Origin of the sequence: Marinomonas foliarum, from assembly GCF_016906065.1 — a bacterium.
Lineage (GTDB): Bacteria > Pseudomonadota > Gammaproteobacteria > Pseudomonadales > Marinomonadaceae > Marinomonas > Marinomonas foliarum.
Genome location: NZ_CP070273.1, coordinates 1 through 25,470, shown reverse-complemented (window position 1 = coordinate 25,470; position 25,470 = coordinate 1). Strand labels below are relative to the sequence as shown.

Annotated in this window: 28 protein-coding genes; 7 read left to right on the top strand and 21 right to left on the bottom strand. The window is 41.7% G+C overall.

Annotated features, from left to right (window positions below):
- Positions 1-58: 58 nt before the first annotated feature.
- Positions 59-508, top strand: coding sequence for a thioredoxin-dependent thiol peroxidase (gene bcp, locus JSY38_RS00140; protein ID WP_114411984.1), 450 nt, complete (start codon positions 59-61; stop codon positions 506-508).
- Positions 509-560: 52 nt separating this feature from the next.
- On the opposite strand, the gene JSY38_RS00135 is transcribed toward bcp, so the two are convergent.
- On the bottom strand, positions 561-1,541 hold the full coding sequence (locus JSY38_RS00135) for an aldo/keto reductase (RefSeq protein WP_205114646.1): 981 nt from the start codon (positions 1,539-1,541) through the stop codon (positions 561-563).
- Between the two features lie 107 nt (positions 1,542-1,648).
- On the opposite strand from JSY38_RS00135, the gene JSY38_RS00130 reads away from it, so the two are divergent.
- Both JSY38_RS00130 and JSY38_RS00125 read left to right on the top strand, forming a co-directional pair.
- Positions 1,649-2,554 carry a LysR family transcriptional regulator gene (locus tag JSY38_RS00130; RefSeq protein ID WP_114411982.1) on the top strand — a complete coding sequence of 302 codons (906 nt, stop codon included), beginning with the start codon at positions 1,649-1,651 and terminating at the stop codon, positions 2,552-2,554.
- A gap of 26 nt (positions 2,555-2,580) precedes the next feature.
- On the top strand, positions 2,581-3,468 hold the full coding sequence (locus JSY38_RS00125; protein ID WP_114411981.1) for an AEC family transporter: 888 nt from the start codon (positions 2,581-2,583) through the stop codon (positions 3,466-3,468).
- Position 3,469: 1 nt separating this feature from the next.
- Here the strand turns inward: JSY38_RS00125 and JSY38_RS00120 are convergent, their stop codons facing one another.
- Positions 3,470-4,363: a choline sulfate utilization transcriptional regulator gene (locus JSY38_RS00120; RefSeq protein ID WP_114411980.1), complete on the bottom strand. Its 894-nt coding sequence runs from the start codon at positions 4,361-4,363 to the stop codon at positions 3,470-3,472.
- 129 nt (positions 4,364-4,492) lie between these two features.
- On the opposite strand from JSY38_RS00120, the gene betC reads away from it, so the two are divergent.
- Both betC and choX read left to right on the top strand, forming a co-directional pair.
- Positions 4,493-6,016 carry a choline-sulfatase gene (betC, locus tag JSY38_RS00115; protein ID WP_205114644.1) on the top strand — a complete coding sequence of 508 codons (1,524 nt, stop codon included), beginning with the start codon at positions 4,493-4,495 and terminating at the stop codon, positions 6,014-6,016.
- Between the two features lie 36 nt (positions 6,017-6,052).
- Entirely contained in the window at positions 6,053-6,997 is a 945-nt protein-coding gene (gene choX / locus JSY38_RS00110) for a choline ABC transporter substrate-binding protein (protein WP_114411978.1), read from the top strand.
- Between the two features lie 102 nt (positions 6,998-7,099).
- Here choX and queF read toward each other — a convergent pair whose 3' ends face one another.
- Genes queF through JSY38_RS00095 form a run of 3 tightly spaced genes read right to left on the bottom strand, consistent with a single transcriptional unit; the run spans position 7,100 to position 9,619 of the window.
- Positions 7,100-7,915: an NADPH-dependent 7-cyano-7-deazaguanine reductase QueF gene (gene queF, locus JSY38_RS00105; protein WP_205114642.1), complete on the bottom strand. Its 816-nt coding sequence runs from the start codon at positions 7,913-7,915 to the stop codon at positions 7,100-7,102.
- Positions 7,916-7,926: 11 nt separating this feature from the next.
- The gene (locus JSY38_RS00100) at positions 7,927-8,700 is read right to left on the bottom strand and encodes an ABC transporter permease (RefSeq protein WP_114411976.1); all 774 of its coding nucleotides are present in this window, start codon (positions 8,698-8,700) and stop codon (positions 7,927-7,929) included.
- Positions 8,701-8,704: 4 nt separating this feature from the next.
- Entirely contained in the window at positions 8,705-9,619 is a 915-nt protein-coding gene (locus tag JSY38_RS00095; protein ID WP_114411975.1) for an ABC transporter ATP-binding protein, read from the bottom strand.
- Positions 9,620-9,680: 61 nt separating this feature from the next.
- On the opposite strand from JSY38_RS00095, the gene JSY38_RS00090 reads away from it, so the two are divergent.
- Positions 9,681-10,088, top strand: coding sequence for a PA2817 family protein (locus JSY38_RS00090; RefSeq protein ID WP_114411974.1), 408 nt, complete (start codon positions 9,681-9,683; stop codon positions 10,086-10,088).
- Positions 10,089-10,120: 32 nt separating this feature from the next.
- Here the strand turns inward: JSY38_RS00090 and fabF are convergent, their stop codons facing one another.
- From fabF to JSY38_RS00055, 7 genes are all read right to left on the bottom strand, one after another.
- Positions 10,121-11,362, bottom strand: a complete 1,242-nt coding sequence (gene fabF / locus JSY38_RS00085; protein WP_114411973.1) for a beta-ketoacyl-ACP synthase II — start codon at positions 11,360-11,362, stop codon at positions 10,121-10,123.
- Positions 11,363-11,466: 104 nt separating this feature from the next.
- Entirely contained in the window at positions 11,467-11,700 is a 234-nt protein-coding gene (gene acpP / locus JSY38_RS00080) for an acyl carrier protein (RefSeq protein WP_012069834.1), read from the bottom strand.
- A gap of 135 nt (positions 11,701-11,835) precedes the next feature.
- A complete protein-coding gene (gene fabG, locus JSY38_RS00075; protein ID WP_205114640.1) occupies positions 11,836-12,570 on the bottom strand; it encodes a 3-oxoacyl-ACP reductase FabG in 735 nt (244 codons plus the stop codon).
- Positions 12,571-12,615: 45 nt separating this feature from the next.
- Positions 12,616-13,539 (bottom strand): ACP S-malonyltransferase, encoded by a 924-nt coding sequence (gene fabD / locus JSY38_RS00070; RefSeq protein ID WP_114411971.1) that lies wholly within the window; start codon positions 13,537-13,539, stop codon positions 12,616-12,618.
- Positions 13,536-14,483 carry a fatty acid synthesis protein gene (locus tag JSY38_RS00065; RefSeq protein WP_205114638.1) on the bottom strand — a complete coding sequence of 316 codons (948 nt, stop codon included), beginning with the start codon at positions 14,481-14,483 and terminating at the stop codon, positions 13,536-13,538. Before JSY38_RS00065 ends, fabD begins: the two co-directional genes overlap by 4 nt.
- Positions 14,484-14,494: 11 nt before the next feature.
- Positions 14,495-14,674: a 50S ribosomal protein L32 gene (rpmF, locus tag JSY38_RS00060; protein WP_072839128.1), complete on the bottom strand. Its 180-nt coding sequence runs from the start codon at positions 14,672-14,674 to the stop codon at positions 14,495-14,497.
- Positions 14,675-14,692: 18 nt separating this feature from the next.
- Entirely contained in the window at positions 14,693-15,235 is a 543-nt protein-coding gene (locus JSY38_RS00055; protein WP_239544078.1) for a YceD family protein, read from the bottom strand.
- 116 nt (positions 15,236-15,351) lie between these two features.
- Between JSY38_RS00055 and JSY38_RS00050 the strand changes: the two genes are divergently transcribed.
- Positions 15,352-15,954, top strand: a complete 603-nt coding sequence (locus JSY38_RS00050) for a Maf family protein (RefSeq protein WP_114411968.1) — start codon at positions 15,352-15,354, stop codon at positions 15,952-15,954.
- On the opposite strand, the gene JSY38_RS00045 is transcribed toward JSY38_RS00050, so the two are convergent.
- The 9 genes from JSY38_RS00045 to dinG all read right to left on the bottom strand — a co-directional run bounded on the left by JSY38_RS00045 (position 15,951) and on the right by dinG (position 25,470).
- Positions 15,951-16,868: a patatin-like phospholipase family protein gene (locus JSY38_RS00045; protein ID WP_114411967.1), complete on the bottom strand. Its 918-nt coding sequence runs from the start codon at positions 16,866-16,868 to the stop codon at positions 15,951-15,953. The genes JSY38_RS00050 and JSY38_RS00045 overlap by 4 nt on opposite strands.
- A 9-nt stretch (positions 16,869-16,877) precedes the next feature.
- Entirely contained in the window at positions 16,878-17,672 is a 795-nt protein-coding gene (locus JSY38_RS00040) for a DUF4892 domain-containing protein (RefSeq protein ID WP_205114636.1), read from the bottom strand.
- A 39-nt stretch (positions 17,673-17,711) separates the two neighbouring features.
- Positions 17,712-18,575, bottom strand: coding sequence for an alpha/beta fold hydrolase (locus JSY38_RS00035; protein WP_239544076.1), 864 nt, complete (start codon positions 18,573-18,575; stop codon positions 17,712-17,714).
- A gap of 42 nt (positions 18,576-18,617) precedes the next feature.
- Positions 18,618-19,097, bottom strand: a complete 480-nt coding sequence (gene sixA / locus JSY38_RS00030; RefSeq protein WP_114411964.1) for a phosphohistidine phosphatase SixA — start codon at positions 19,095-19,097, stop codon at positions 18,618-18,620.
- The gene (locus JSY38_RS00025) at positions 19,084-19,368 is read right to left on the bottom strand and encodes a DUF4389 domain-containing protein (RefSeq protein WP_114411963.1); all 285 of its coding nucleotides are present in this window, start codon (positions 19,366-19,368) and stop codon (positions 19,084-19,086) included. Before JSY38_RS00025 ends, sixA begins: the two co-directional genes overlap by 14 nt.
- Complete coding sequence (locus JSY38_RS00020; protein ID WP_239544073.1) at positions 19,361-20,389, bottom strand: NAD(P)H-dependent glycerol-3-phosphate dehydrogenase; 1,029 nt, start codon at positions 20,387-20,389, stop codon at positions 19,361-19,363. Before JSY38_RS00020 ends, JSY38_RS00025 begins: the two co-directional genes overlap by 8 nt.
- A gap of 37 nt (positions 20,390-20,426) precedes the next feature.
- Positions 20,427-21,848 carry a protein adenylyltransferase SelO gene (locus tag JSY38_RS00015; protein ID WP_114411961.1) on the bottom strand — a complete coding sequence of 474 codons (1,422 nt, stop codon included), beginning with the start codon at positions 21,846-21,848 and terminating at the stop codon, positions 20,427-20,429.
- A 28-nt stretch (positions 21,849-21,876) separates the two neighbouring features.
- Positions 21,877-23,238, bottom strand: a complete 1,362-nt coding sequence (locus JSY38_RS00010) for a DEAD/DEAH box helicase (protein WP_205114634.1) — start codon at positions 23,236-23,238, stop codon at positions 21,877-21,879.
- A gap of 108 nt (positions 23,239-23,346) precedes the next feature.
- Positions 23,347-25,470, bottom strand: coding sequence for an ATP-dependent DNA helicase DinG (dinG, locus tag JSY38_RS00005; RefSeq protein ID WP_114411959.1), 2,124 nt, complete (start codon positions 25,468-25,470; stop codon positions 23,347-23,349).

Here is a 25,470-nt window from a genome sequence, read left to right as displayed (position 1 = left end):
TAAATAATGAACAAATTACCATCTACAAACTCCATTTAATTAAACAGAGAGCAGCCATATGACTATTGAAATTGGACAAATTGCACCAGACTTTAGAGCTAGAGATCAAAACGGCGACACCATTACACTTAGTCAGTTTAAAGGTAAGAAAGTTGTCTTATATTTCTATCCAAGAGACAACACGCCTGGCTGTACGGCTCAAGCATGTGATTTGCGAGATAACTATCAGGCATTAATAGATCAAGGTTTTGTTGTTTTGGGGATTAGTACTGATACAGAAAAAAAGCATCAAAATTTTATTGAGAAATATGACCTGCCATTTCCATTAATTGCAGATACAGAAAAAGAAGTACATGAGCTGTACGGTACTTGGCAGCTAAAAAAGTTTATGGGGCGAGAGTCAATGGGGACTGTAAGAACAACTTTTATTATTGATGAAAATGGCGTTATTTCAGAGATTATCAGCAAAGTAAAAACCAAAGTTCACGCTGAGCAAATCCTAAAATAAACAGTACAACTAGAATGGCGCAATAATGATCGCGCCATTCTTTATATTAAAGTTAAATACCACCTCGAATCTCATTTCTAACTTCTGCACGGTAAAAATCCGCTAACAAGCTATGTAACTCTTTACTTAAAGGAGGCAAATTCGATGCTGCAGCGTTGCGCATCACTTGAGAGGAGCGACTCGCTCCAGCGATAATACTTGAAACTTGCGGTTGATCTAAAATCCAACGCAGAGACACATCCAGTATATTTTGATCTTCAGGTAGTTTTTCTTTAAGCGCTTCCACTAACGCAACCCCCTTTTCAAAAGGAATACCATTAAAGGTTTCACCTACGTGAAATGCCGCACCGTCTTTGTTATATGAACGATGATCATGCGCATTAAATGTGTGGTTAAGCCCCATTTTACCGGTCAGCAATCCACTAGCTAATGGTAAACGCACAATGATACCGACATCATTTTTTTCAGCTAACGGCAACAATGAATCAACTGCGTCTTGACGGAATACATTAAACAAAATCTGTAAGCTGGCAAGTTCAGCATGCTCACAGCAAAACATCGCCTCATCTAGCATCTCTACACTGGCGCCAAAGTGCTTGATAACACCTTCCTGTTTTAAGTCCTCCATCCATGCCAATATATCACCTGAGAACAAGACATCACGAGGCACACAATGCAATTGAGCCAAATCGATTGCTTCGACTCCCAAACGTTTAGCAGAAGCCTGCAAGCTTTGTTTTACTTTGACCTTACTGTAACCATTTGGATAAAGTTCACCATTGCGACCGACTTTAGTGGCGATTATTGGCGGTTTACTCAATGTTTTTCGCCATTGGCCTATTCTTTCCTCACTTAAGCCGCCACCGTAAACATCTGCTGTGTCAAAAAAGTGAATACCTTCACCCGTTGCTGTTTGCAGTATCTTTGTCGCTTCTTCATCTTCCACTGGTCCAAAATCATTACCAAGCTGCCAGCAGCCCAAACCAATTTCTGATACTTCGAATCCAGATTTACCTAGCGCCCTCGTTTTCATAAATACTCCTACAGTTCAATTTATAGTGAATAGCTCTACTATACGGGCCTTTTTACTGTTTATAATTATCGATATATTGAACTCATTGTTTAACAAGGCTTAACAGTATGAATACACATTTTCCAGAAGGCATACGTGAGTTTTTAACGGTTGTAGAGGCACAGAGCTTTTCAAAAGCAGCGGAGCAGCTTAACCTTTCCCGAGCACGCATTTCACAAATCATCAGCCGTTTAGAAAAAGAAATGGGCGTTCAGCTTCTTTATCGCTCCACTCGCTCCCTTTCTTTGTCTCCAGCAGGTGAAACCTTTTATCAATTGTCGCGTCAAGGTGTTAACCAACTAGAGCATGCCGTATTGTCTGCTCAAAACGCTCATTCAAGTATTGGTGGCCAAATCAGAATTAATTCCGTGGGTGGGATGTTTGGAGAAAAAATACTGGCGCCAATGTTGATTCAGTTTATGCATGAAAACCCTAAGATAGAAATTGAGCTTAGCTTCTCTAGTACTCGAGAAGATTTGATCGAATCACAGTATGATCTTGTTGTAAGAATGGGAGCCTTGATCAATTCAAACCTAATTGGCCGAAAGCTTACCCAGTATACAAATCACCTTGTGGCAAGCCCAACCTACTTTAAAACCCGACCCGAACCAAAAAGCCCTAAAGACTTGCTTGAACATGGATTAATTAATGGATCAGTAAAGCGCTGGCTATTCACCCACGCTACTAGTAAAGAAAAATACGACCTACCAGTTCAAGGAAAGCTGAAATGCTCAAACGGTCACGTTGTTAAGCAGGCAACCCTAGAAGGAGCAGGGATATCTAGACAGCCAGCGTATTACGTAAAAGAAGATATTGAGTCTGGCCACTTGATAGAGCTGCTACCTGACTGGCATATAGCTCATTCTGATGTCACTTTACTTTACCCTCGGTCAAGAAATATCAGCCTCAGAGTAAAAGCGTTGGTGCACTATTTAATAGAAGGCTTTAAGATGAGCGCCAGTAAAAATTCATAGATAAACACGTGTCTGTAAGGATTTATATGCTGTCGGCATTGGCTAGTTCGCTCACCCCTATTCTGTTGCTTATTTGTTTAGGATTTTTCCTTGGCAAAAAAACCGACTATTTAGAAAGTCCGTCATTGGGTGCTTTGGTATCCAATTTAGGCTTGCCTGCTTTACTGCTTTACTCTGTTTTATCGATGCAAATGCAAGTTTTTAGCATGCTCAAAATAATTAGCGCTACAGCCTCTGTATTGGTTGTAGCTGGGGTGATTTCTTTTATTTTTTTAAAAATACTAAAGCTACCAACACAATTTTATCTCGCCCCTTTAGTTAACCCAAATACAGGCAATCTAGGCATTCCAATTGCTTATGCATTATTTGGTACAGAAGGAATGGCTATTGCGGTAGTAATATCATCGGTTGTTCAAATTAGCCATTTTACCTTGGGTGTTGGATTTATGTCCGGCTCTTATAGTGTGAAACAATTACTAAAAAATGGCCCTGTCATAGCCTTAGTAGTTGGTGCTTTTTTATTAAGCTTCAACATTAGTTTACCTACGCCATTAATGAATACGCTGAACATGCTCAGCCACATCACTTTGCCTATTATGCTAATGCTGTTGGGTAAGTCTCTGAGCAACCTCTCAATTCAAGAGGGTAATAAGGTATACCGAGCAACTGTTTTATCAGTATTTCGGCCTTTTATTGGAGGCTTAAGCGCAATTCTGATTGTTAGTTTATTTCCGTTAACACACTTAGAAAGCTCGGTGTTAATTGTACTAAGCATAATGCCAGTTGCCGTAATCAGTTATATGTTAGCTATTAAGTTTAAAGGACCAACTGATGAAATCGCGCTTATGATACTAATTTCTCTGCCCTTATCACTTTGCTTTGCTGGTGCCTTCTGGTGGTTTTATTTATCGTAAATCAAGTTCTCAGCCACTCAAGAAAGTCTGAAACAGCAGCACTTGGGGCGTGTTGTTTTGATAAAACAATATAATAGCCATTGTCAGATTCCACGGTAAAGTGTGGTAATGAAACCAATACACCATTTTGAATATAATCATCTAACAAGGGAGACCAACCCAGACCAACCCCTTGTCCAGAAATGGCAGCCTGTACCAGCAAGGTATAATTATCAAATTCCATCACTGACTCTGAAGGCTGCCAGAGGGAATCATTGAGTTGAAATAATTGCTCCCAATCCACCCACTGTTGTCCCATATCTGCATTTAGCTTTAAAAGTGGTGCTGACACTAGATCCGCCAGACTATTAAATCCAGAAAATTCACTAAACAGTTTTGGACTACACACTGGATAGACAACTTCTGGCAATAACTTTTCACTGTAATAGCCTTGATATTGCCCTCCTCCAAATAGAATGGCCACATCCGCCTCCAGTGAGACTAAATCCACTTCTGATTGCGATGTTTGAATTCGAATATCAATATCTTTATGTAATCTGCGAAATTCTGGCAGTCTCGGCATTAACCAAAAAGCCGCAAAAGCAAAATCCGTAGCAACTGTAATTCGCTGTGTCTTGGGCTTTTGTTTAATTTTTTGCAATACATCTCGTAAATCTCTGAGGCTAGACTGTGTCGTTTTTAGCAAAACATAACCAGCATCGGTTAACACAACACCACGATATATTCGATCAAACAAGGTAACCCCAAGAGACTCTTCTAGCCCCCGTATTTGTTGACTTACTGCTGGCTGAGTGGTGCCAAGCTCACGTGCCGCCGCAGTAAAACTTAACAGTCTTGCTGAGGCTTCAAAAACGACAAGTGACTGCAGAGGCGGAAGGTCAGAATCATCTAGCATAATCTTAACTTATCCCATGTATAAAATTTCAGTCAGTTTACAACAAGTTTTCGATAGCGCAATCTTTATAAAACAAGGCAATTTATCTGTATTTGCCTCTCATTCACTTTTTATGCATTAGAGATAATCATGTCAGAAAAACAACCAAATATCCTATTTATTATGGCAGATCAACTTACAACCTCTGCTCTTCCCATTTATGGCAACACCATAGTGAAAACACCAAACCTGAACGCGCTTGCTGAGCAAGGTGTTGTATTTGACTCTGCTTATTGCAACAGCCCACTTTGTGCTCCATCACGATATGTATTAATGACAGGACAACTACCTAGTAAAATAGGCGCTTATGATAATGCAGCAGATTTTCCAGCTGACATCCCAACATTTGCTCACTATCTACGTGCTCAAAATTACAAAACAGCACTTTCTGGAAAAATGCACTTCTGCGGCCCAGATCAACTTCATGGCTTTGAGGAAAGGCTCACAACGGATATTTATCCAGCAGATTACGGCTGGTTCCCAAATTGGGATGATTTAACTACACGCCCCACCTGGTATCACAATATGTCTTCTGTTACCCAGGCCGGACCCTGTGTACGGAGCAATCAATTGGATTTTGATGATGAAGTGGTTTTCCATGCTCAACGCTATTTGTACGATTACGTAAGAAGAGAGCAAGACAGACCATTCTGCTTAACCGTTTCTATGACCCACCCTCACGACCCCTATGCGATTCCACAAGAATATTGGGATAGATACAGTGATGATGAAATAGATCTGCCCAGAATCAACATCCCTAAAGGTCAACAAGACCCTCATTCTGCACGCTTACAAGAAGTGTATGCTTATCATGACCAAGAACTTACTGAGCAGCAAGTACGTAATGCACGTCGTGCTTATTATGGCGCTATAAGTTATGTAGACGATAAAGTTGGTATGCTTTTAAAAGCGCTGAAAGAAACCGGCTTAGACGAAAATACGATTATTATTTTCTCTGGAGACCATGGTGACATGCTTGGTGAGCGAAACCTCTGGTACAAGATGTCTTTCTTTGAAGGCTCTGCGCGTGTTCCAATGATAGTACACGCCCCTAAACGCTTCACACCAAAACGAGTTAAAGAATCGGTGTCTACTATGGATTTATTGCCAACCTTTCTTGAAATGGCAACAAACTTATCAGATCATAAATACGCCATGCCCATTCAAGGTAGAAGCTTAATGCCTCATATACAAGGACAAGCTAGTGGCCATAACGAGGTCATTGGTGAATATTTTGGTGAAGGTGCCATAGCGCCTTTATTCATGATACGTCGCGCCCAATACAAATATGTTCATTGCCACATAGACCCTGACCAATTGTTTGATCTAGACAAAGATCCTGATGAACTTACCAATCTAGCTACCAATCCAGAATACCAAGAAATCCTTCACAGTTTCAGACAAGAAGCTCTTGAGCGATGGGACTCAGATGCATTAACACAAGATGTTTTGACCAGTCAGCGTCGCCGTCGTTTGGTAGTAAAAGCAATGAATGTAGGCAAAAAACTACCGTGGGATCATCAACCTATATTTGATAGCAGCGAAATGTACATGAGAAATCATATTGATTTAGACGATTTGGAGAGTCGATCACGCTTCCCTAAAGCAGAGTAAACATACTAATAATGATCATCACAACAGGAGCAAAAAATGAAAGCACTTTCTTTCGGTAGCACAGGTCTAAAAACCATCACCATGGCAAGTCTACTTATTGGTAGTGGCTTCGCCTTATCTGCAGAGCCAGAGCAATGCCAAAAAGTGACTCTTAGCGATCCAGGTTGGACTGACATCGGTGCAACTAATGGCGTAGCAACCACCCTACTTAAAGCAATGGGATATGAAACACAGGTGTATTTACTAAGTGTTCCAGTTGGCTTTGAAAGCATTAAGAATGGTGAAATTGATGCATTCATGGGAAATTGGATGCCAGCTCAATCTGCATTTATCGATAAATACAAGAACGATTTAGATGTAGTGCGAACGAACTTGGAAGGCGTAAAATTTACCCTAGCAGTACCTGAGTACGTTTATGAAGCAGGCGTAAAAGATTTTGCTGACTTATCAAAATTTGGAAAAGAGTTTCGTCAACGTGTATATGGCATTGACGCAGGCGCACCGGCTAATCAAAAGCTCCAAAACATGATTGATACTAATGACTTCGGCCTTGGTGATTGGAAGGTTGTAGAATCTGGTGAACAAGCCATGCTTTCTCAAGTTTCTAGAACTATAAAGCGCGATAACTTTATCGTTTTTCTTGCTTGGGAACCACACCCAATGAATGTGAATTATGATCTGAAATATTTAAGTGGCGGTGACAAATATTTTGGTCCGAATTATGGTGGTGCAACAATTAGAACATTAACACGCAAAGGGTATAGTGATGAATGCCCGAACGTTGGTAAGTTGCTTAGCAACCTCGAATTTGGCTTAACTATGGAGAACGAAATAATCGCCTCTGAAGAAAAGCCAGAAAAAGCAGCAGCCGATTGGATAAAGGCACATCCTGAAGTGCTGGACAAGTGGCTAGAAGGTGTTACGACTTTCACAGGTCAACCAGCTTTAGATACAGTTAAAAAACAGCTAAGCTCCATGTAATTTAGTCTCACAAATTGCTTTTTTTAAAGATGTAAGATTAGTTACAAAAAAAGCCACATGACTCAATAGTCATGTGGCTTTTTTCTTCTCGTAGTAAAGGGCTTATTGGCGAGTTAAACGATCATTTCCCAGGACAACTGGGGCTGATGAACGATAGGGATTAATATCTAAGCCACCTCGTCTCACGTAACGTGCGTATACCGTCAAACTTTCAGGACGGCAGTGGCGCATGATATCAATAAAAATACGCTCTACACATTGCTCATGAAAATCCGTATGCTCACGAAATGAAATTACATATCTAAGTAAGCTTTCATGGTCAATTTTGGACCCTTTGTAATCAATAAATACTGAACCCCAATCCGGTTGATTGGTAACAGGACAGTTTGATTTCAAAAGATGACTCACCAATCGCTCTTCAACAATGCCCATAGAATCATCGATTGCTAAAAGTCCAGCATTAGGATGATACTCCGTCACATCAACATCTAAATCATCTATACAGTAGTCAGGCGTTAATACAACTAAGGATGACATAGAATCAACATCACGAATAATGACGGTTACTTCAGCTTCAGCAGCATGAGAAAGATCACGTTCTAGAATGGCCTGAACTTCTTCTGGTGATTCGTAACGCATTTGATTTAACGAGTTTAAATACAACTTGAATGATTTAGACTCGATAATATTGGGTGAATCACACGGCAAGCGAAACTCAGCCAAGGCAACAATAGGCTTGCCTTTCAAGTTTAACCATGAAAGCTCATATGCATTCCAAACATCTTCCCCATAGAATGGAAGGCGTTCGGACTCAATGCCCATTTCAGTCCATTTATCCACTCTCGCAATGGGATAAAGCAACCCTGCATCGTACTCAGAAACATATTCTGTTTGCTGACCTAAGGGTAAAAAGCCCATATAACACTACCTCAACTTCTAATACCTTTGCCCTGATTGAGCAAACGTAGACCGAATCCAAACAACACAACAATAAATACACTCACAATCACTAAAGCCCAATACACGTTAATATCAGAAACGCCAAGGATGCCATATCGAAATGCATTAACCATATACAGAACAGGATTCAACATCGAAACAGATTGCCAAAAGTCAGGCAATAAATCGATAGAATAAAACACGCCGCCCAAATAAGTTAATGGCGTGAGTATGAAAGTAGGGACAATCGAAACATCATCGAAGCTTCTTGCGTATATTGCATTTACAAAGCCGCCAAGAGAAAACATTACAGCGGTTAAACTCACAACTAGAATGGTTAAAAATAAATTCTCTAAGGCTAAATGCGTAAAGAACAGAGACAGTATGGTAACAATTAGGCCGACGAATAAGCCACGCGCAACACCACCCAAGGTATAACCCAATAAAATCACCCAATTTGGCGTCGGTGACACCAACAACTCTTGCACGCTGTGCTGAAACTTTGCAGAAAAGAACGATGATGAAACGTTCGAATAGGAGTTAGTGATCACGGACATCATGATTAGACCTGGAACAATGTATTGCATGTAGCTAAATCCACCCATTTCACCAATCCGATCACCTATTAAATTGCCAAAAATAGCAAAATACAATGACATAGTGATGGCTGGAGGCAGTAATGTTTGCGGCCATATACGAGTAAAGCGGCGTATTTCTCTTACAATGATGGTGTAAAATGCGACCCAAATTTCTGAGTTTTTCATCTTGTTAGCCTTTAATTAGTTTCACGAAGAGCTCTTCGAGTCGGTTTGACTTATTGCGCATACTAACGACATTAATAGAGATGTCATCTAGTGCTTTAAATATCACATTAATCGATTGCCCTTTGACCACTTCTACTTCCAGCGTCGTTGCATCTTTACTCACCACAACGTTAAAGCCAGGCAAAGACCAATTTGCTGGTAAGCTAGTATCAAGATCCAAAATAAAGGTTTCTTGATTTAGAGTTTTCAATAATGCTTTAACACTGGTGTTTTCAACTATTTCACCGGCACTGATGATGGCAATATTTCGACATAACTGCTCAGCTTCCTCTAAATAATGTGTTGTTAAGATTATTGTCGTACCTTGCTCATTCAGTTTTTTAATAAATTCCCACATAGAGCGGCGTAATTCGATATCAACGCCGGCAGTTGGCTCATCTAAAATAAGCACTTCTGGCTCGTGTATCAGCGCCCTTGCTATCATCAAGCGGCGTTTCATGCCGCCAGAAAGCATGCGAGATTGCGCATCCTTCTTATCCCACAAATCTAACTGCTTAAGATATTTTTCGGCACGTTCTTCAGCAACCGCTCTAGTAATGCCGTAAAAGCCTGCTTGTGTTACAACGACATTAAACACAGTTTCAAAGACATTAAAATTAAATTCTTGCGGTACGACTCCAAGAAACTTCTTAGCTTTTGCAAAATCCTTATCAATATCGTTGCCAAAAATGGACACACTGCCAGATGTTTTATTAACCAAGGAGCATAAAACGCCGATAGTGGTAGATTTTCCTGCACCATTAGGACCTAGTAACGCAAAGAAATCTCCCTTTTCAACTTTTAAATCAATACCTTTTAAGGCTTCGAATCCACCTTCATAACGTTTTTTAAGGTCACTAATTTCGATTGCATATGTCATAATTGAAATTCTCATACGGCATTGCCGACTAATATAGTTACTTACTTGAATAGGGTTTTACGTGGAATCACGCACACAATACATACTTGACGCCTTTGCAGATTTACGCCAAAGAATCGCAGAACATGATCCCTTTAATCAGCCAGAATTGGCAGAAGAAGAATTAGACTTCTTAGGTAAGTGGGATGACCTGACAAAAAAAATTCAGGAAAACACTCATGATTATACGTTTGATGCTCAAGAGATATTATCGCGTTTCATTCGTTGCTACGCAAACCTCGTCCCTTTAATAAAACGCGAGCTACTGTGGTTTGTAGGTGGAGAATGCTTGCACTTTCTTGGTGACGAGGAGATAGCATTATATCAACAATTAGAAGACCACCTATACGAGCTCGACAGTCAAAACAAACAATACGACATTTCAAAAGAGATCAACACTTTACGTGGTCTACCTAACCAGATTCATTAGTAGTGATGCTGGGCTAAAAACCTAACTAGTCTTTAAGAAACTTTCTTAAAGACTAGTGTTCCATTAGTGCCACCAAAGCCAAACGAATTGTTAAGAACAACGTCTATTTTGCGTTTTTGCGGTGTTCCTGAAACATAATTCAGATCACAGCCTTCGCTAGGCTCTTCAAGGTTAATCGTAGGCGGTGCAACCTGATCACGGATAGCTAAGATTGAAAATATTGACTCTACTGCGCCAGAAGCGCCCAATAGATGGCCTATCATCGATTTCGTTGAGCTAATAGCCACATCAGAAGCATCATCACCCATTAGAGTTTTCACAGCTTGCGTTTCTGCCAAATCACCTGCGGGTGTAGAGGTGCCGTGAGCATTAATGTAATCTACATCAAGAGCGGTTAGATGCGCATCTTTTAGGGCTGCATTCATAGCTAAAACTGCACCTTCACCATTTTCTGGAGGTGCCGTCATATGATATGCATCATCGCTCATGCCAAAACCTGCAAGTTCTGCATAAATAGTGGCGCCACGAGCAACCGCGTGCTCATACTCCTCTAGTATCAGAATACCAGCACCGTCACCCATAACAAAACCATCTCGGTTTTTGTCCCACGGACGACTTGCTGTTTTATGGTCATCATTACGTGTTGATAGCGCTCTTGCGGCACCAAAACCACCGATGCCTAAAGGTGTAATCGCCATTTCAGCACCGCCAGCAATCATTACATCGGCATCGCCATATGCGATCATCCGACCTGCCATACCAATATTATGAGTACCAGTCGTACATGCTGTAACGATGGATATATTTGGTCCTTTAAAACCAAAACGAATCGCCACATGACCAGAAATCATATTGATAATCGCGCCTGGCACAAAAAAAGGAGAAATACGTTTCGGACCAGATTCATTCAATAGCTCTAGATTTTTTTCAATCATCGGTAATCCACCGATGCCTGAACCTATAGCACACCCTACGCGGCTTAAATCCGCTGTATCAGCATTAAGGTTGGCATCGTCCAACGCTTGTACTGCAGCTGCAATGCCATATTGAATGAAAAGGTCCATCTTGCGAGCTTCTTTCACGCTCATATACTGAGTCGCATCAAAATTATTTACTTGAGCCGCAAAACGAGTGGAAAACTGGCTAGCATCAAAAGAGGTGATTTCTGACACACCACTCTTGCCTTCCAAGATATTATCCCACGTATCTTTCACATTATTGCCAAGGGGTGTCACCATTCCCATTCCTGTGACTACTACCCGACGACGAGACATAAGGTTTCTCCAGCAAATCGCTCTTATTCGTTAAGAGCTATTAATAAGAAAAGCCGCTGTAATGAATACAAGCGGCTTTTCGGAAAACTCAGTTCACCAATATCTTACAAGTTAGCGTTGATGTAGTCGTTCGCTGCTTGTACGGTAGTGATTTTTTCAGCTTCTTCATCAGGAATTTCAGTATCAAATTCCTCTTCAAGAGCCATTACTAGCTCAACTGTATCTAGGGAATCTGCACCTAGGTCATCAACAAAAGATGCTGAAGCAACAACATCTTCTTCTTTAACGCCTAGTTGTTCACAAACGATTTTCTTAACGCGTTCTTCAATGCTACTCATTAGAAGTTCCTACTCTACTCATTAACAGCTCAGTGTGAGCATATTATAAAAATTCGATCACCTAAAAAAAGGTATGATTCTCGACATGAACCGGAGACGTATTTTCGTTGAATTAAACATAAAATTCAACTCAAATTACGACATATACATACCGCCATTGACATGTAATGTTTCACCGGTGATGTAAGCAGCGCCATTTGACGCCAAAAATGCAACAGCTGCTGCAATTTCTTCTGGTTGACCAAGACGCGAAGAAGGCACTTTTTCGACCAATTTAGCCTTGTGCTCTTCCGGTAACACCTTAGTCATATCTGTTTCAATGAAGCCTGGAGCGACACAGTTTACTGTGATGCCACGAGAAGCTATCTCAGCAGCCAAAGAGCGGCTAAAGCCTTCTAAGCCAGCTTTAGCTGCTGAATAATTTGTTTGGCCACCATTACCCATAGAGCCAACAACAGAGCTAATACTAATAACACGACCAAATTTTGCTTTAGTCATGCCACGTAGACAAGCTTTTGTTACGCGAAAAACGGAAGTTAAGTTGGTGTTGATCACTTGATCCCATTCATCTTCTTTCATGCGCATCATTAGGTTGTCACGAGTAATGCCTGCATTATTAACCAATACTGTCGGCGCGCCATATTCTGCAGTGATTTCTTTAATCACAGCGTCTACGGAGTCGCTTGAGGATACATCCAACACCCAGCCTTTACCATTAGCACCTAAATAGTCGCTAATGCTTTGAGCGCCAGATTCACTGGTTGCCGTGCCGATTACAGTAGCACCCTGCTCGACCAGTGTGGTGGCTATCGCCTTACCAATACCACGAGTAGCTCCTGTGACTAGAGCGATTTTTCCTTCAAGACTCATGCTTGTCTCCAACTTTTTAATATACAAATAAATATAAAGCGATAATTAAGCAGACAACGCTGCTTCGAATCCAGCAGCATCACCTAAAGACGACGCATCCAAACCTTTTACTATACGCTTATTAAGTCCGCTCAACACTTTGCCTGGCCCACATTCAATCGTAGTTGTGACACCTAATTCAGCAAGATGCATGACAGATTGAGTCCACAAAACAGGCTCGCTCAACTGTGAGACCAAATTCGCCTTAATGACCGAAGGATCAGAAACAGCCTGCGCACTGACATTTTGAACTAAAACACAGTCAGGTTTATTGAATACGATCGATTCTAGTTTTCCAGCCAGCTTTTCGCCAGCAGGAATCATCAATTCACAATGAGAAGGCACGCTGACAGGCAAAGGTAATGCACGCTTAGCACCAGCTTCTTTTGCATTAACCATTGCCGACTCAACAGCTGCAACATGACCTGCTATAACAACTTGTCCAGGAGAGTTGAAATTCACCGCACTAACGATACCAGACGCCGCTTCGCAAGCGGCAACCACTTTATCATCATCAAGACCAATAATGGCAGCCATTGCACCTTCACCCGCTGGTACAGCTTGCTGCATGTATTCACCACGTAACTTAACAAGCTCAACTGCATCAGCAAATGCAATAACACCAGAACACACTAGCGCTGAATATTCACCCAAGCTATGTCCAGCAACATAAGCAGGCTTAGCGCCACCTTGCTGGCCCCAAAGACGCCATAAAGCAACACTAGCAGTTAAAAGAGCCGGTTGTGTTTTGTCTGTTTGGCTTAGTTTATCTGCATCATTTTGTACAAGGTCCCATAAATCGTAACCAAGTACATTAGATGCCTCAACGAAAGTTTGCTTTATTATTTCGTGTTTCTCCGCCAAATCTGCCAACATCCCCAACTGCTGAGAACCCTGCCCAGGAAAAACAAAAGCTAATTTATTGCTCATTTTACTTCCTCATTACAAAGACGCGCTTCTATAGCAGAACATAAGTCAGCTCGCGCAATATCAATTCCATATTCAATCGCACCAATCATAGCTTGCAAATCAGAACGACCATGACCTTTTACCAAATTGCCACGCACACCGACTAGACAGGCTCCATGCCTGCGTTCAGTTTGGTAAAAAGTCTCAAACAGTGATGAGGCTCCATTAATTTCCTTAAACTTACCCATCATAAAGGATAAGAGTCCCTCAGATGCCTTTAGAACAGCATTACCTACCATGCCATCACACACGATAACATTTTTATCGCCTTCAAATAACTCTGTGCCTTCAGCGTAGCCCAAATAAGTCAACCATTTATTGCTTATCAGTAACCTATCTGTTTCACGTATTACCGCGCTGCCTTTCGAACTTTCAACTCCAACATTCAATAGACCCACTACAGGCGTTTCATCGCTCAACGCTTCTATGTAAGCTGCACCTAATTCAGCAAAGCCAACCAACATTGAGGGAGGGCAATGAACATTTGCTCCTAAATCCACTAAGCAGCGTAAAGGATTCGAGTGCAATTCGCGAATTAAAGCCGGATACAGTTTTGGTCGCAGCACACCTAATATGTGTCGAGCTAAAGCAACCATAGCGCCAGTATTCCCAAGCGTCACAACCACATCTGATGATTTTTGGCTCAGCGCATTCAATGATTGATAGAGTGAGCTATTGCGCCGTTTGAATAAAGACAAGACTATTTCTTCGTCTCCATCAATAACATCAGAGCAAGAAATCAGAGATAAGCGTTCATGGGTTGCAGGAAGTTCCAGGCCGGAATAAGGAGAATAATACGCAGTAATAAATACATCATGATGGCGAGAGAGTATCTCTACCGCACCATCTAATGCAATGCGGGGACCTAAGTCCCCGCCCATAGCATCTAAAGCTACCCTGATCATGGGTATCTTAGTTACTCACCTTTAGGGGTGATAACTTGACGGCCACGGTAGAAACCATCTGCAGAAATATGGTGACGACGGTGAAGTTCACCAGTTGTCTTTTCTACAGAAAGAGTTGGACCAGTCAAGGCATCGTGTGAACGACGCTGACCGCGACGTGAACGAGTAACTTTACTTTTTTGTACTGCCATTTTTTGGAGCTCCTAACTTTACTTGGCCTTTAATTGGGCCAATATACTAAATGGATTCGGTTTTTCGTCATCCGGTGCGTCATCGGTAGACGAGGCATACTTTACAGCTGTTGGGTTGCAACCACTTTCTTCGTGATAAGCGACAATTGGTAGGGCAAGTATAATTTCTTGTTCTACCATATCTGCTAAAATTACTTCACCATCGGTCATGACAACAGGATCGTAACTTTCCGGTAGATTCTTCGCATGATCTTCGTCATAGACAAAGCCAAGAGATAAATCTAAAGCCAAATCATGGGAAACTGCCCCCATGCAACGCTGACATACAACCTGCACTTGAGCTGTTAATGATCCGGTAGCAATATAACGCCTATCCTCATCAACTCTAAAGTCTAGATGAATAAATGCATTACCCTCATCAGAGGCTAATATAGCACAAAGCTCCTTAAATTCATTAAGGGGCACGTTCCCTTCGAAAGACATCTCATTATGAGCGTACTTTCGAGGGTCAAAATATTTAGGTAATGAGTCATTCAACATGGCGGGGAATAATATTGCCAAGGACCCTTTTTGTCAAAGTCTAAGTGACTTTAAAGTGGCTTTTTTTAGAAATTTAAGCTATTCGAGAGAAAAAAAAGTAAAATGCCGTCAAACTTGAACAAAATGGCCGAAAAACAATGCTCAAAAAAATTATTTTAGGGTCTTCCTCTCCTTATCGTAAGGAGCTCTTACAGCGATTAAACCTACATTTTGAATGCCACTCTCCAAACATAGATGAAAGCCGTTTGGCTCAAGAATCAGCCCAAAACCTAGTTCAGCGGCTAACACTATCAAAAGCAAAAGCAGTTCATGAGGAACGTTTAGCACTAGATTCAACTGAAAACGCCTTAATCATTACCTCTGATCAAATCGCAGTACTGAATTCAACAGTTCTAGGAAAGCCTCATACTGAAGCAAACGCAATAAAGCAACTCACTTCATTTAGCGGACAGAAGGTCAGTTTTCTAACAGGGCTTTGTCTTTTCGACCAAGAAAATAAAACATATCAATACGAATTGAATGAATTCCATGTTTACTTCAGACATTTAACGCATCAGGAAATCAGTCGGTATGTCGCTATTGAACAGCCGCTAGACTGTGCTGGAAGCTTCAAATGTGAGGGATTGGGAGTCTGCTTATTTGAAAAGATGGAAGGCAATGACCCTACTAGCCTCATAGGCCTCCCACTTATTATGCTATCTAGCTTTCTAAGGAAAGCCGGGGTTAATCCGATTTCTTAATAACCTTTTGGAAACGAATGGTAGCTTGATATCGGCGACTCAAGTCCATCAATCGCTTTTAAGGCAACGTCATAACCAAATTCGATTAACTCTTTTGCTCGCCAAAATTCATAGAATCCAGAAACGTCTTTCGGAATAGAAATTAACAAGTCTGGCGGATAGCCCGCCAACTTGTATTGAGTTAACGATTCTTGCATCGTCTCAAACATCATATTAATTGTCTGTAGACGCCCCCAGCTCTCAGGAGAGTATTTAGCCTTATCTGGCTCCTTACCTTTTGCGAAGAAGTCCTTTGTACTAAGCCACCAAGCAGGGCCTGTAGAATCCTGCTCTGCCGTCTTATCAAGTAAAACTTCCGCAGGACCATTAAGGTCGACAGCGACAATATAATCCGCACCAGCAGGTACGGATGGAATAATGGGTAAAGGGTTTAACACGCCACCATCAACATACATTCTGCCATTAAACTCGACAGGGGAAACAAGTGACGGTATTGCTGAGGATGCTCGCATAGCGCTGATTAAATCCCCCCTCTGGAACCAGAATTCCTTTTGATTCAGGAGGTCAACAGCAACGGATGTGTAATCTATGGGTAGTGATTCTATAGTTGGAGTAGCTATGATTTCCTGGATCTTTTCAAAAAAGCGATCTCCCTTTACATAGCCGCCTTTTAAAAGCGACATATCTAATAAGCGCAGAACGTTAATTCGATCTAATGACTCTGCCCATTCGCGATATTCGGACAACTTCCCTGCCGCATATACACCGCCAACTATAGCCCCTATCGAACAACCTGAAATACTGATTATCTCATAACCACGATCTTCAAAAGCCTGAATAACACCTATGTGCGTATGACCACGAGCCGCACCACTCCCTAAGACAAGAGCAATTGTCCCTTTTTTTGAACTCACAACTACCACCTAACGACGAACATAAACAAAGGAAATTCGGTTTACTCCAAGAGCTTCACGACCAAGATCCGCAAGATTAATAAAACGCACTCTTGATTGTAGACGCTCGCCAATTCCAGCAGAAACCTCTGAAATTAGCCTATCACCAGCCTCTATTGCACTAAAAATATTACTCTTTTCGCTGGTGACAAAACCAACGACATTTTGTCCGGACGGTAAGTCATTAATAAAACGACGAATACGAGGAATATCTCGAACATCCATCTGAGCAATAATATTCAACTCTGTATCTTGTGCCTCTGTTGATTTAACTTCGTCTAAGCGAATCATCACATCACCAGCGCCTCGGCGATTAAGATACAAAACCTGATATATATCCTGTTGATTTTGAACGACTAATAAGTACTGACTTTGGTCTGCCCCATACAATAAGTAGTCCTTGAAAAAGTTATTTGCCCAGGCATTACTGCTACCGCAACTGCGACTTTCACATTCAAACAAAACAGTACGGCCATCTAATAGCATTTGTTCCCGGTAGTGTTCATACACATCAGGTAAAAGCGCGTTTCGATTAACCTTATACAAAGAAGAAAAATAGTCTCCTTTTAGGCGGATAACCGACTCAGGCTCCCAGCCACTGCCTGCCCTGCGTATTTTACTAAGAGGTATTTCAACCAACTCCTCAGCTTTAGAATAACTTTTAACTAGTTGAGCATCACGATAAGGCTCGATATCTAATAAAGCAGCAAAAGAAGCGCTACTAGCTAACAATAAAGAACAAAGAATCCCACGAAACTTAACCATATAACCTTCCTATCACCCTAAACAGGATGTACTAACGTATTAGTTTTGGTCAATAAACCGCTGAATTTCAGTTGCTACAGAAAAGCAGCTATCCGGTTCAAGGTGAAAGTGATGATTTCCCTCTAGCCACTTCAACTTAATCCATGGAAATTGAGCAGCTCGCTTTTCAACTAATTGATGGTCATTTTGATAAATTCCACCTTTTGCAACCAGAGCCAATGTTGGGCATTTAATTTCTTGAATGAATGCTTCTACACTAGCCTCATCCATTCGCAAAGGAGACGGAAAAGTCAATTTACCGTCATGGCGCCAAGACCAAGCACCATCTGCGGATTGTTTAGCTCCTCGCTCAACCAACAGCCTAGAAGCACCGTTTGAAATAGAGGTAAAACCCTCCATTCGAGCCGTTATCATGGTCTCTTTTGTCGGGTAACTAGTTTCTCTGCCATGACGATATTTGGACATTTTATTAATAGCACGCTGCATGGTTGCAACACGGTTTTCAGGGCTGCCACTTAATGGCCCCATATTATCTAAAATTATTAAACCGCGAATTTTGTCAGGAGCTATAGCTGCCACCAACATCGCCACAGCGCCCCCCATACTATGACCGATTAACCAAACACTTTGCTTTGATTGATTCAGTATAGACACAACATCTAACACATAATCCCACAGGTGATAAAAACTGCCGGCAGGACGATGCAAAGATAAACCATGCCCAGCAAAATCTAATGCCACATGGGAAAAGTCAGATAAATGAGGTGATAAATTCGAAAAGCTAGCAGCGTTATCCAGCCACCCATGAAGTGATAATATTTTTAGATCAGATGTCTTCTTTGGCAACCATTGCATACCAGATAACTCGGTATGCGGCAGCTTATAAACAATTTCATTTCCCATAGAAATTCTATCTTTACCGATAATAATAATTCGAGAAGATTGTTACGAAGGAGACTCACTCCAACGAAACTGACAGCAAGCATTCGCAAATAGCTCACCTTCAACAGAAGCCAAAGCCGCTGTTGTCATAGCAAAACTAACCGGCAATGGCTCATCTACTAAAAAGTCAACAAATTGGTGAGCGAAAGGCTGATGTGTTACCAATAAAATAGACTCGTAAGGCTGCTCGTTCAACCAAAGCGCTACATCCATACAACGGCCATCCGGTGTAATCAAAGGGCAGTTTTGTTGTTCGACCGATACATCAAGGCTTGATAAAAACACTTTAGCCGTTTGCTGAGCGCGAACGTAAGGGCTAACCAAAACCACATCTAATGTTTCCGCTCTTGATTTAAAAGCAAGTGCCGCCATTTTAACTTCTGCCACACCAAGCTCAGTTAGCTCCCTACGCTCATCAAGGTCGTAGCCATAAGGCTGGGCATTACCATGACGTAAGACGTATAAGCGCTTAAGCTTCATCATCCGCCTCTACATACGGCCAAGGTTGAAACGGATACGGCTTTTCTTCAGTTTTATAAGCCATAAACGAAAAAATTTGCTGGATAAATGAAGCCAAGCGGCTCAACCATGACGAGAGCATAACTGGCTTGTGCTTAGAGCCAAGTTTAATCAGGCTCACCACTATCAGCAGCACCCCGAATACCGTCACAGCAATATTCAATACAACCCAGTACAACAACATAAAAATAACACGAAACCAAAATCCCTGATCGGCATAACCTGGCTTAGACATTGTCACTCTCCTCATTTGTCGCAAATTCGACATCCCATTTTTGTTCACCTGTCATCATTGATCCAATCAATGATTCTAGCTTGGCATTCTCAAACAATAATTTAGAAAGACCTTCCGCAAGTGGCATATACAAACCATGTTTATGGGCTTCTTCTACCACCATTTTCAATGTATTTACACCTTCGGCCACCTCACCAATGCCGCCCACCGCTTCTTCTAGATTTTCTCCAGAACCAATAGCAAAGCCGACTCGATAATTTCGACTTAGTGGTGAAGTACAAGTTGCGATCAAATCTCCCATTCCAGCTAACCCTAAGAAAGTCATTGGGTTTGCACCAAAGTGCACCGCAAAGCGACTCATTTCAGCTAGACTGCGAGTCATTATCATCGACATCGTGTTTTCACCAACGTTCATTGCTTTAGCAAGTCCGCAAACAATGGCATAGATATTCTTTAATGCTCCAGCTAACTCTACCCCTTTACAGTCGCGATTTTCATAAACCCGAAAAGTTGGGGACTTCAGCAACTCTATAACACGTTGGCGAACTAAATCATCGGCGCTAGCAATAACTGATCCAGTCATCTGCCCAGCAGCGATTTCCTTAGCAAGATTAGGTCCACTCAAAACGCCAATTTTTTGCGTGATAGGGTTTCGACGCAAAACATCGCTCATAAGTTCAAAACGATTTGGATTAAACCCCTTAGTAGTACTAATTAAAATTTTATCAGCAGTCAATAATGGCTCTATTCGCTGCACAACTTGTTCAAATGACTTTGATGGAATTGATACAAAGACCGTATCACTTTCTCGAATAGCCTGCTCAAGGTTGCTTGTCGCTAGTAATTCTCTGTGCAATGGTGCATTAGGTAAATAACGACTATTTAATCCTGTTAAATTGATTTCCTCTACTTGCTCTTCATTACGCATCCACTGACTAACCTGATGGCCATTATTCGCCATGATATTCGCCAATGCTGTACCAAAACTACCACCACCTAACACACAAACCGAATGCTTCATTATGATTATTTCTCTTTTTGAAAATCGTCAAATAATACTAGGACGAACAACTAACTTCTAAAGACTTACCCCAGTCAGGGGCCCTTTGAGCCAAAGCATTTGACTCTGGATGCTCATTGAATGGCTGATTAAGCACATTTAACAAACGTCGGAATGGTAAATAATCTCCATGCTCTGCCGCCAAAATGACCTCATGTGCCAAGTAGTTTCTCAAGACAAATTTTGGATTTGCCTGCAGCATTTCATGGCCTGCCTGTTCCCAATTAGTAGATTCAGACAATCTTGCCGATTGGTAACGTTTAAGCCACTGGGACAAGCGCTGACGGTCAACCACTTCATCCAACAAGGGGTTGAAGTTGTCTTTCTCAAGATGACTTAAAAGGCGAAAGAAGATCGTATAATCCATTTTTTCAGCTGTTAAAATCAATAACAATGGAGGCAATAATTCATGCAGCACTTCAACTGAGCTTAACCCCATTTTCTGCATCATCAAGACATCATAATGAGATTGAAGCTCTGGCTCATAACACTGAAGGATAGCAATCAGCTGATCTCTCTCAAGGTGTTTTGAAAAACAGCGCATCAAGCAGTTCAAGTTCCATAGCCCTACACCTGGCTGACGAGAAAATGCATAGCGACCCTCATGATCAGAGTGATTGCACACCCAATTAGGCTCATAATCTTCCATAAAGCCATACGGACCATAATCTATGGTCTCGCCAGTAAAAGAAAAGTTATCCGTGTTCATCACACCATGCTGAAATCCAACTGACTGCCACTTAGCTACCATTCTTGCCGTGCGTTTAACCACCTCGGTTAACATGTCCTCTAATGGAGACTCTGACTTTAGGCTGTCTGGATAATAATGCTTAAGGCAATATTCTATAAGCTGATCGAGCTCTTCCTGCTTACCTTGTGAAAAAAAGTACTCAAAGTGACCGAAGCGGATATGACCTTGTGAAGTTCTAAGTAGCATGGCGCCAGCTTCCGGCGTTTCTCGATATACCGCTTCACGACTATCGTACAGAGCCAAAGCGCGAGAGGAAGGCACCGACAAAGCTACCATCGCCTCACTTGCCAAATACTCTCGTATACAAGAGCGTAAAACTGCACGCCCGTCCCCACGACGGGAATATGGTGTTGGACCAGCACCCTTCATATGTAAGTCATATAAAAGACCGTCTAGACCACGAACCTCACCTAACAAAACGCCTCGTCCATCACCGAGTTGAGGTGAGAAACCGCCAAACTGATGACCTGCATAAACCATACTCAGGCTAGAAGGTAATGGTTCTTCACCACTTAAAATACGCTTGGTTTCAGTAGATTTGATATCGATAGACAGAAATGTAGCGAGCGATTGATTAAATTCTACCAATCGCTGCTCATGGAGTGGCTGGATGAGAGTTTTCGAAGAAAACGCCTCTCCCAAACTTGCAAAGTGGTGCTCTAAATTCATCTTATCTCACTTAAAAGTTAAGCGATGTTTATAGCGATGTATCGACCATATACTCACAGCGGATACTTTCGCCAACAACCCTTTCGATTTCAGGAATCATGAAAGCATCGTCTTCGCTAGCGAAGCTAACGGATTTTCCCGTTTCACCGCCACGGCCAGTACGACCAATACGATGTACGTAATCTTCTGGATCTTCTGGTAGTGAGTAGTTAACAACTAACTCCACGTTATCCACGTGAATACCGCGTCCTGCAACATCGGTTGCAACAAGCACTTGAATAACACCATCTTTGAAGTTTTTCAAAGTTTTCACACGCTTATCTTGGGCGACTTCCCCAGATAAAATTGCGCAGTTTATATTGGCTTTACGTAGGCGTTCATAAAGATCGCGCGTTTCATCACGACGGTTAGCAAATATAATAGTACGTTGCCCACCATTTTTTTCGATCAATTGTTGTAACACTGGCCATTTTTGGTCTGCTTCTACAGTATAGATAACTTGATCTATATTCTTGTTAGTCGCTTCTTTTGGCACAACAGACACCTCTTTAGGGAAGTAAGTCCATTGCTGAGCCAAAGCTTGGATATCCTTGGGGAAAGTCGCGCTAAACAGCATGGTCTGTCTTGTTTCTTTATGTGGTGTCATACGAATAATGCTTTTCACATCAGGAATGAACCCCATAGAGAGCATGCGGTCAGCCTCATCAAGAACCAAACACTCTACTTTGCCTAATTGCACTTTTCGGCTACGAGCAAAGTCCAATAAGCGACCTGGCGTTGCGACCAGAATATCTACATTCTCGGTTTCCAGAGCAATCTTTTGCTTCTCGTAGCTTAACCCACCCACCAAGGTCACAACATTTAAGTGACAATTGGACGTTAGTTTAATGGCTTCATCAGCGATCTGAATGGCCAATTCACGAGTTGGCGCAATTATCAAACCCCGGGCAAAGTTATTTGCTCGCTTTTCTTCAAGCGGGTAATCAAGAAAATCACTAATCATTGCAATTAAAAAAGCAGCCGTCTTACCTGTACCTGTTTGAGCTTGACCAATAATGTCATAGCCTAGCAATGTCATAGGTAAAGTTTCAGCTTGAATTTCACTGCAATACTCAAAGCCCATTTCAGAGATAGATTTAATAACTCGGTCTGGAAGGTTTAAATCATGGAAACGCAATTTACCTTCTACTTCAGCAACAGGGAAATCGTCAATCGACCAAATATGGCCTTTTGTTTTTTCAGCAGTATCTGTCACATTATTTGCTTTTGTATTGGCTTGACTTGAACGGCTTGATTCATCATTGCTGCTTTTTGGGCGCTTATTAGGACGACGAGTACGCTTAGGTTTTGTAGAGGTTTCTGATGGCACTTCTTGATTTTGGTTTTCCATATTGGAATCTATACGCTTCTATTATGTTTTGAGGTTAATTATCAGTGCAAGGAGTGTACCTAAATGATACGGTTTTATCACCCCTTGCTTACGGTTTGTTGATTTACATTACTGATAGCGATATGGCGGTAAACTATTAATGAGCTGAGCACCGTAACGCTTGGTGCGTAATCGTTTATCTAAGATATGAATTTCACCTTTATCACTTTCGCTTCTCAATAGCCGCCCTGTTGCCTGAACTAAGCGTAAAGACGCATCAGGAATGGTAATTTCCATAAATGGATTACCACCACGCTTTTCTATCCATTCAGCCAAGGTCGCTTCAACTGGGTCATCGGGCACTGCAAATGGAATCTTAGCTATATAAACACAGGTTAAATAGTCTCCTGGAAGGTCCACCCCTTCAGCGAAACTTGCCAGCCCTAGCAATAGGCTTCCTTTTCCTTCATCTATTTTTGCTTTATGAGAATCTAAAATAACGCGCTTAGATTGCTCTCCCTGCATTAGTAATATTTCCTGCAAGTCAGAAGAAAGTGATTTTGCCACCTCCTCCATTTGACGGCGTGACGAAAACAGCGCCAAACTGGCTTTTTTTGTATCAACATGCTCATCAAGATAGCGCACTATTTCAGCCGTATGCTGCTCGACACGGTTGGGTTCATGCTCCATATCAGGCACAACCAAAAGGCCATTCTCTTTAAAATCAAAAGGGCTTAAAACACGCAGATATTCGCTTTCCCGCGGTACCCCAGAGCGCATATTAAAGCGATGGAATTGATTCAATGCTGTTAATGTTGCCGATGTCACCACAGCACCAAAGCATTTATCCCAAAGCTGCTGCCTCAATGTATTAGCTGCGAGTATTGGAGAAGCGCCTAGTTCAATATCTTGCTCCATGCCTTGCCCCGACAAAACTAACCAACGCGCATTAGGAGGATAATTTTGATCATCCACAGTTGAATACAGTCGCCACAAGCCAACACATTGCTCCAGACGTCCCAAAACAACCCCCAAAATAGGCTGCCAAGTTTCTGCTGTTTCGGTCGTCACACCCATACCTTCATTTTGTTTGGTTTTTTTACATTCGTCTTGAATGCTTTCTATGTTATTAAATAATTTTTGGTATGACGTTTGTAAACTGTATGCCAACTGACGTAATTCATCAGGTACCTGACCAAATTCAAACCGATGTTGATTGTTTTCTTGGTCTAAGCCTAACCCCTGAATATAAGGAGCCAAGCCTTGTTGCGCATATTGAATAAAGTTAACAATACTTTGTATTTGCTGTGGGATTTTTAGCAAAAGCTGCCCTGTAAGACTCACATCATCGGTTAGCTCTTGCTTAAGATTAACAAGATTTTTCTCCAATTGTCGCAACCAAGTAATGCTTTGTTGCAAACGAACCTCATGGCGAAAATGCCCAATGGCTTTGTCTGGAAGATGATGCCCTTCATCAAAGACATAGATCGTTTCCTTTGGTGGAGTAAGAATCGCGCCGCCACCTAAAGACAAATCTGCAAGCACCAAGTCATGGTTAGCAACAATAACATCCGCCACTTCGATTTCAGCTCGAGCTTTAAAAAAAGGACAAGCCGAATAATTAGCACAGTTACGGTTGGTACATTGCTGGTGATCGGTTGTTAAACGCCGCCAATCCTGGTCGCGCACTATGCCAGCCCAATTATCTTTATCACCATCCCATTCACCTTTTGATAACGCAGCATCCATTTCTTGGTAAAGAACAGTATTGACGTCATCTGAGTGAAGGTGCTGCTCAAATAGACCCGCAAACATATCTTCGATAGCCTGTTCTTCAGCACCTAAAAAGCCTTCAAGGTTATTTAAGCAAAGATAACGACCTCGACCTTTAGCGAGTGTGTACTTAAATGACAAATCCGTATGTTCAAGTAGATTTGGCAGCTCTTTATGCAAAATCTGCTCTTGCAAAGCCACAGTGGCAGTAGAAATAATCAATTTTAAACCGCGTGCTTTTGCAATGGGGATAGCTGCAAGGCAATAAGACAAGGTTTTGCCTGTCCCTGTTCCTGCTTCAATTACAGCAACATGCTTCTCATCAAGGCGCTCACCTTCTGAACCTCGTTTTATATTACCTAAGGTACGAGCAATCGCACCAATCATTTGGCGCTGTCCAGCCCTTGGTTTATGGGACTTCGCATCCAAGGATGCTCGGTATGCAAGTTGAATTTGTGTTTTTAGTTCATCTGAAAGCAT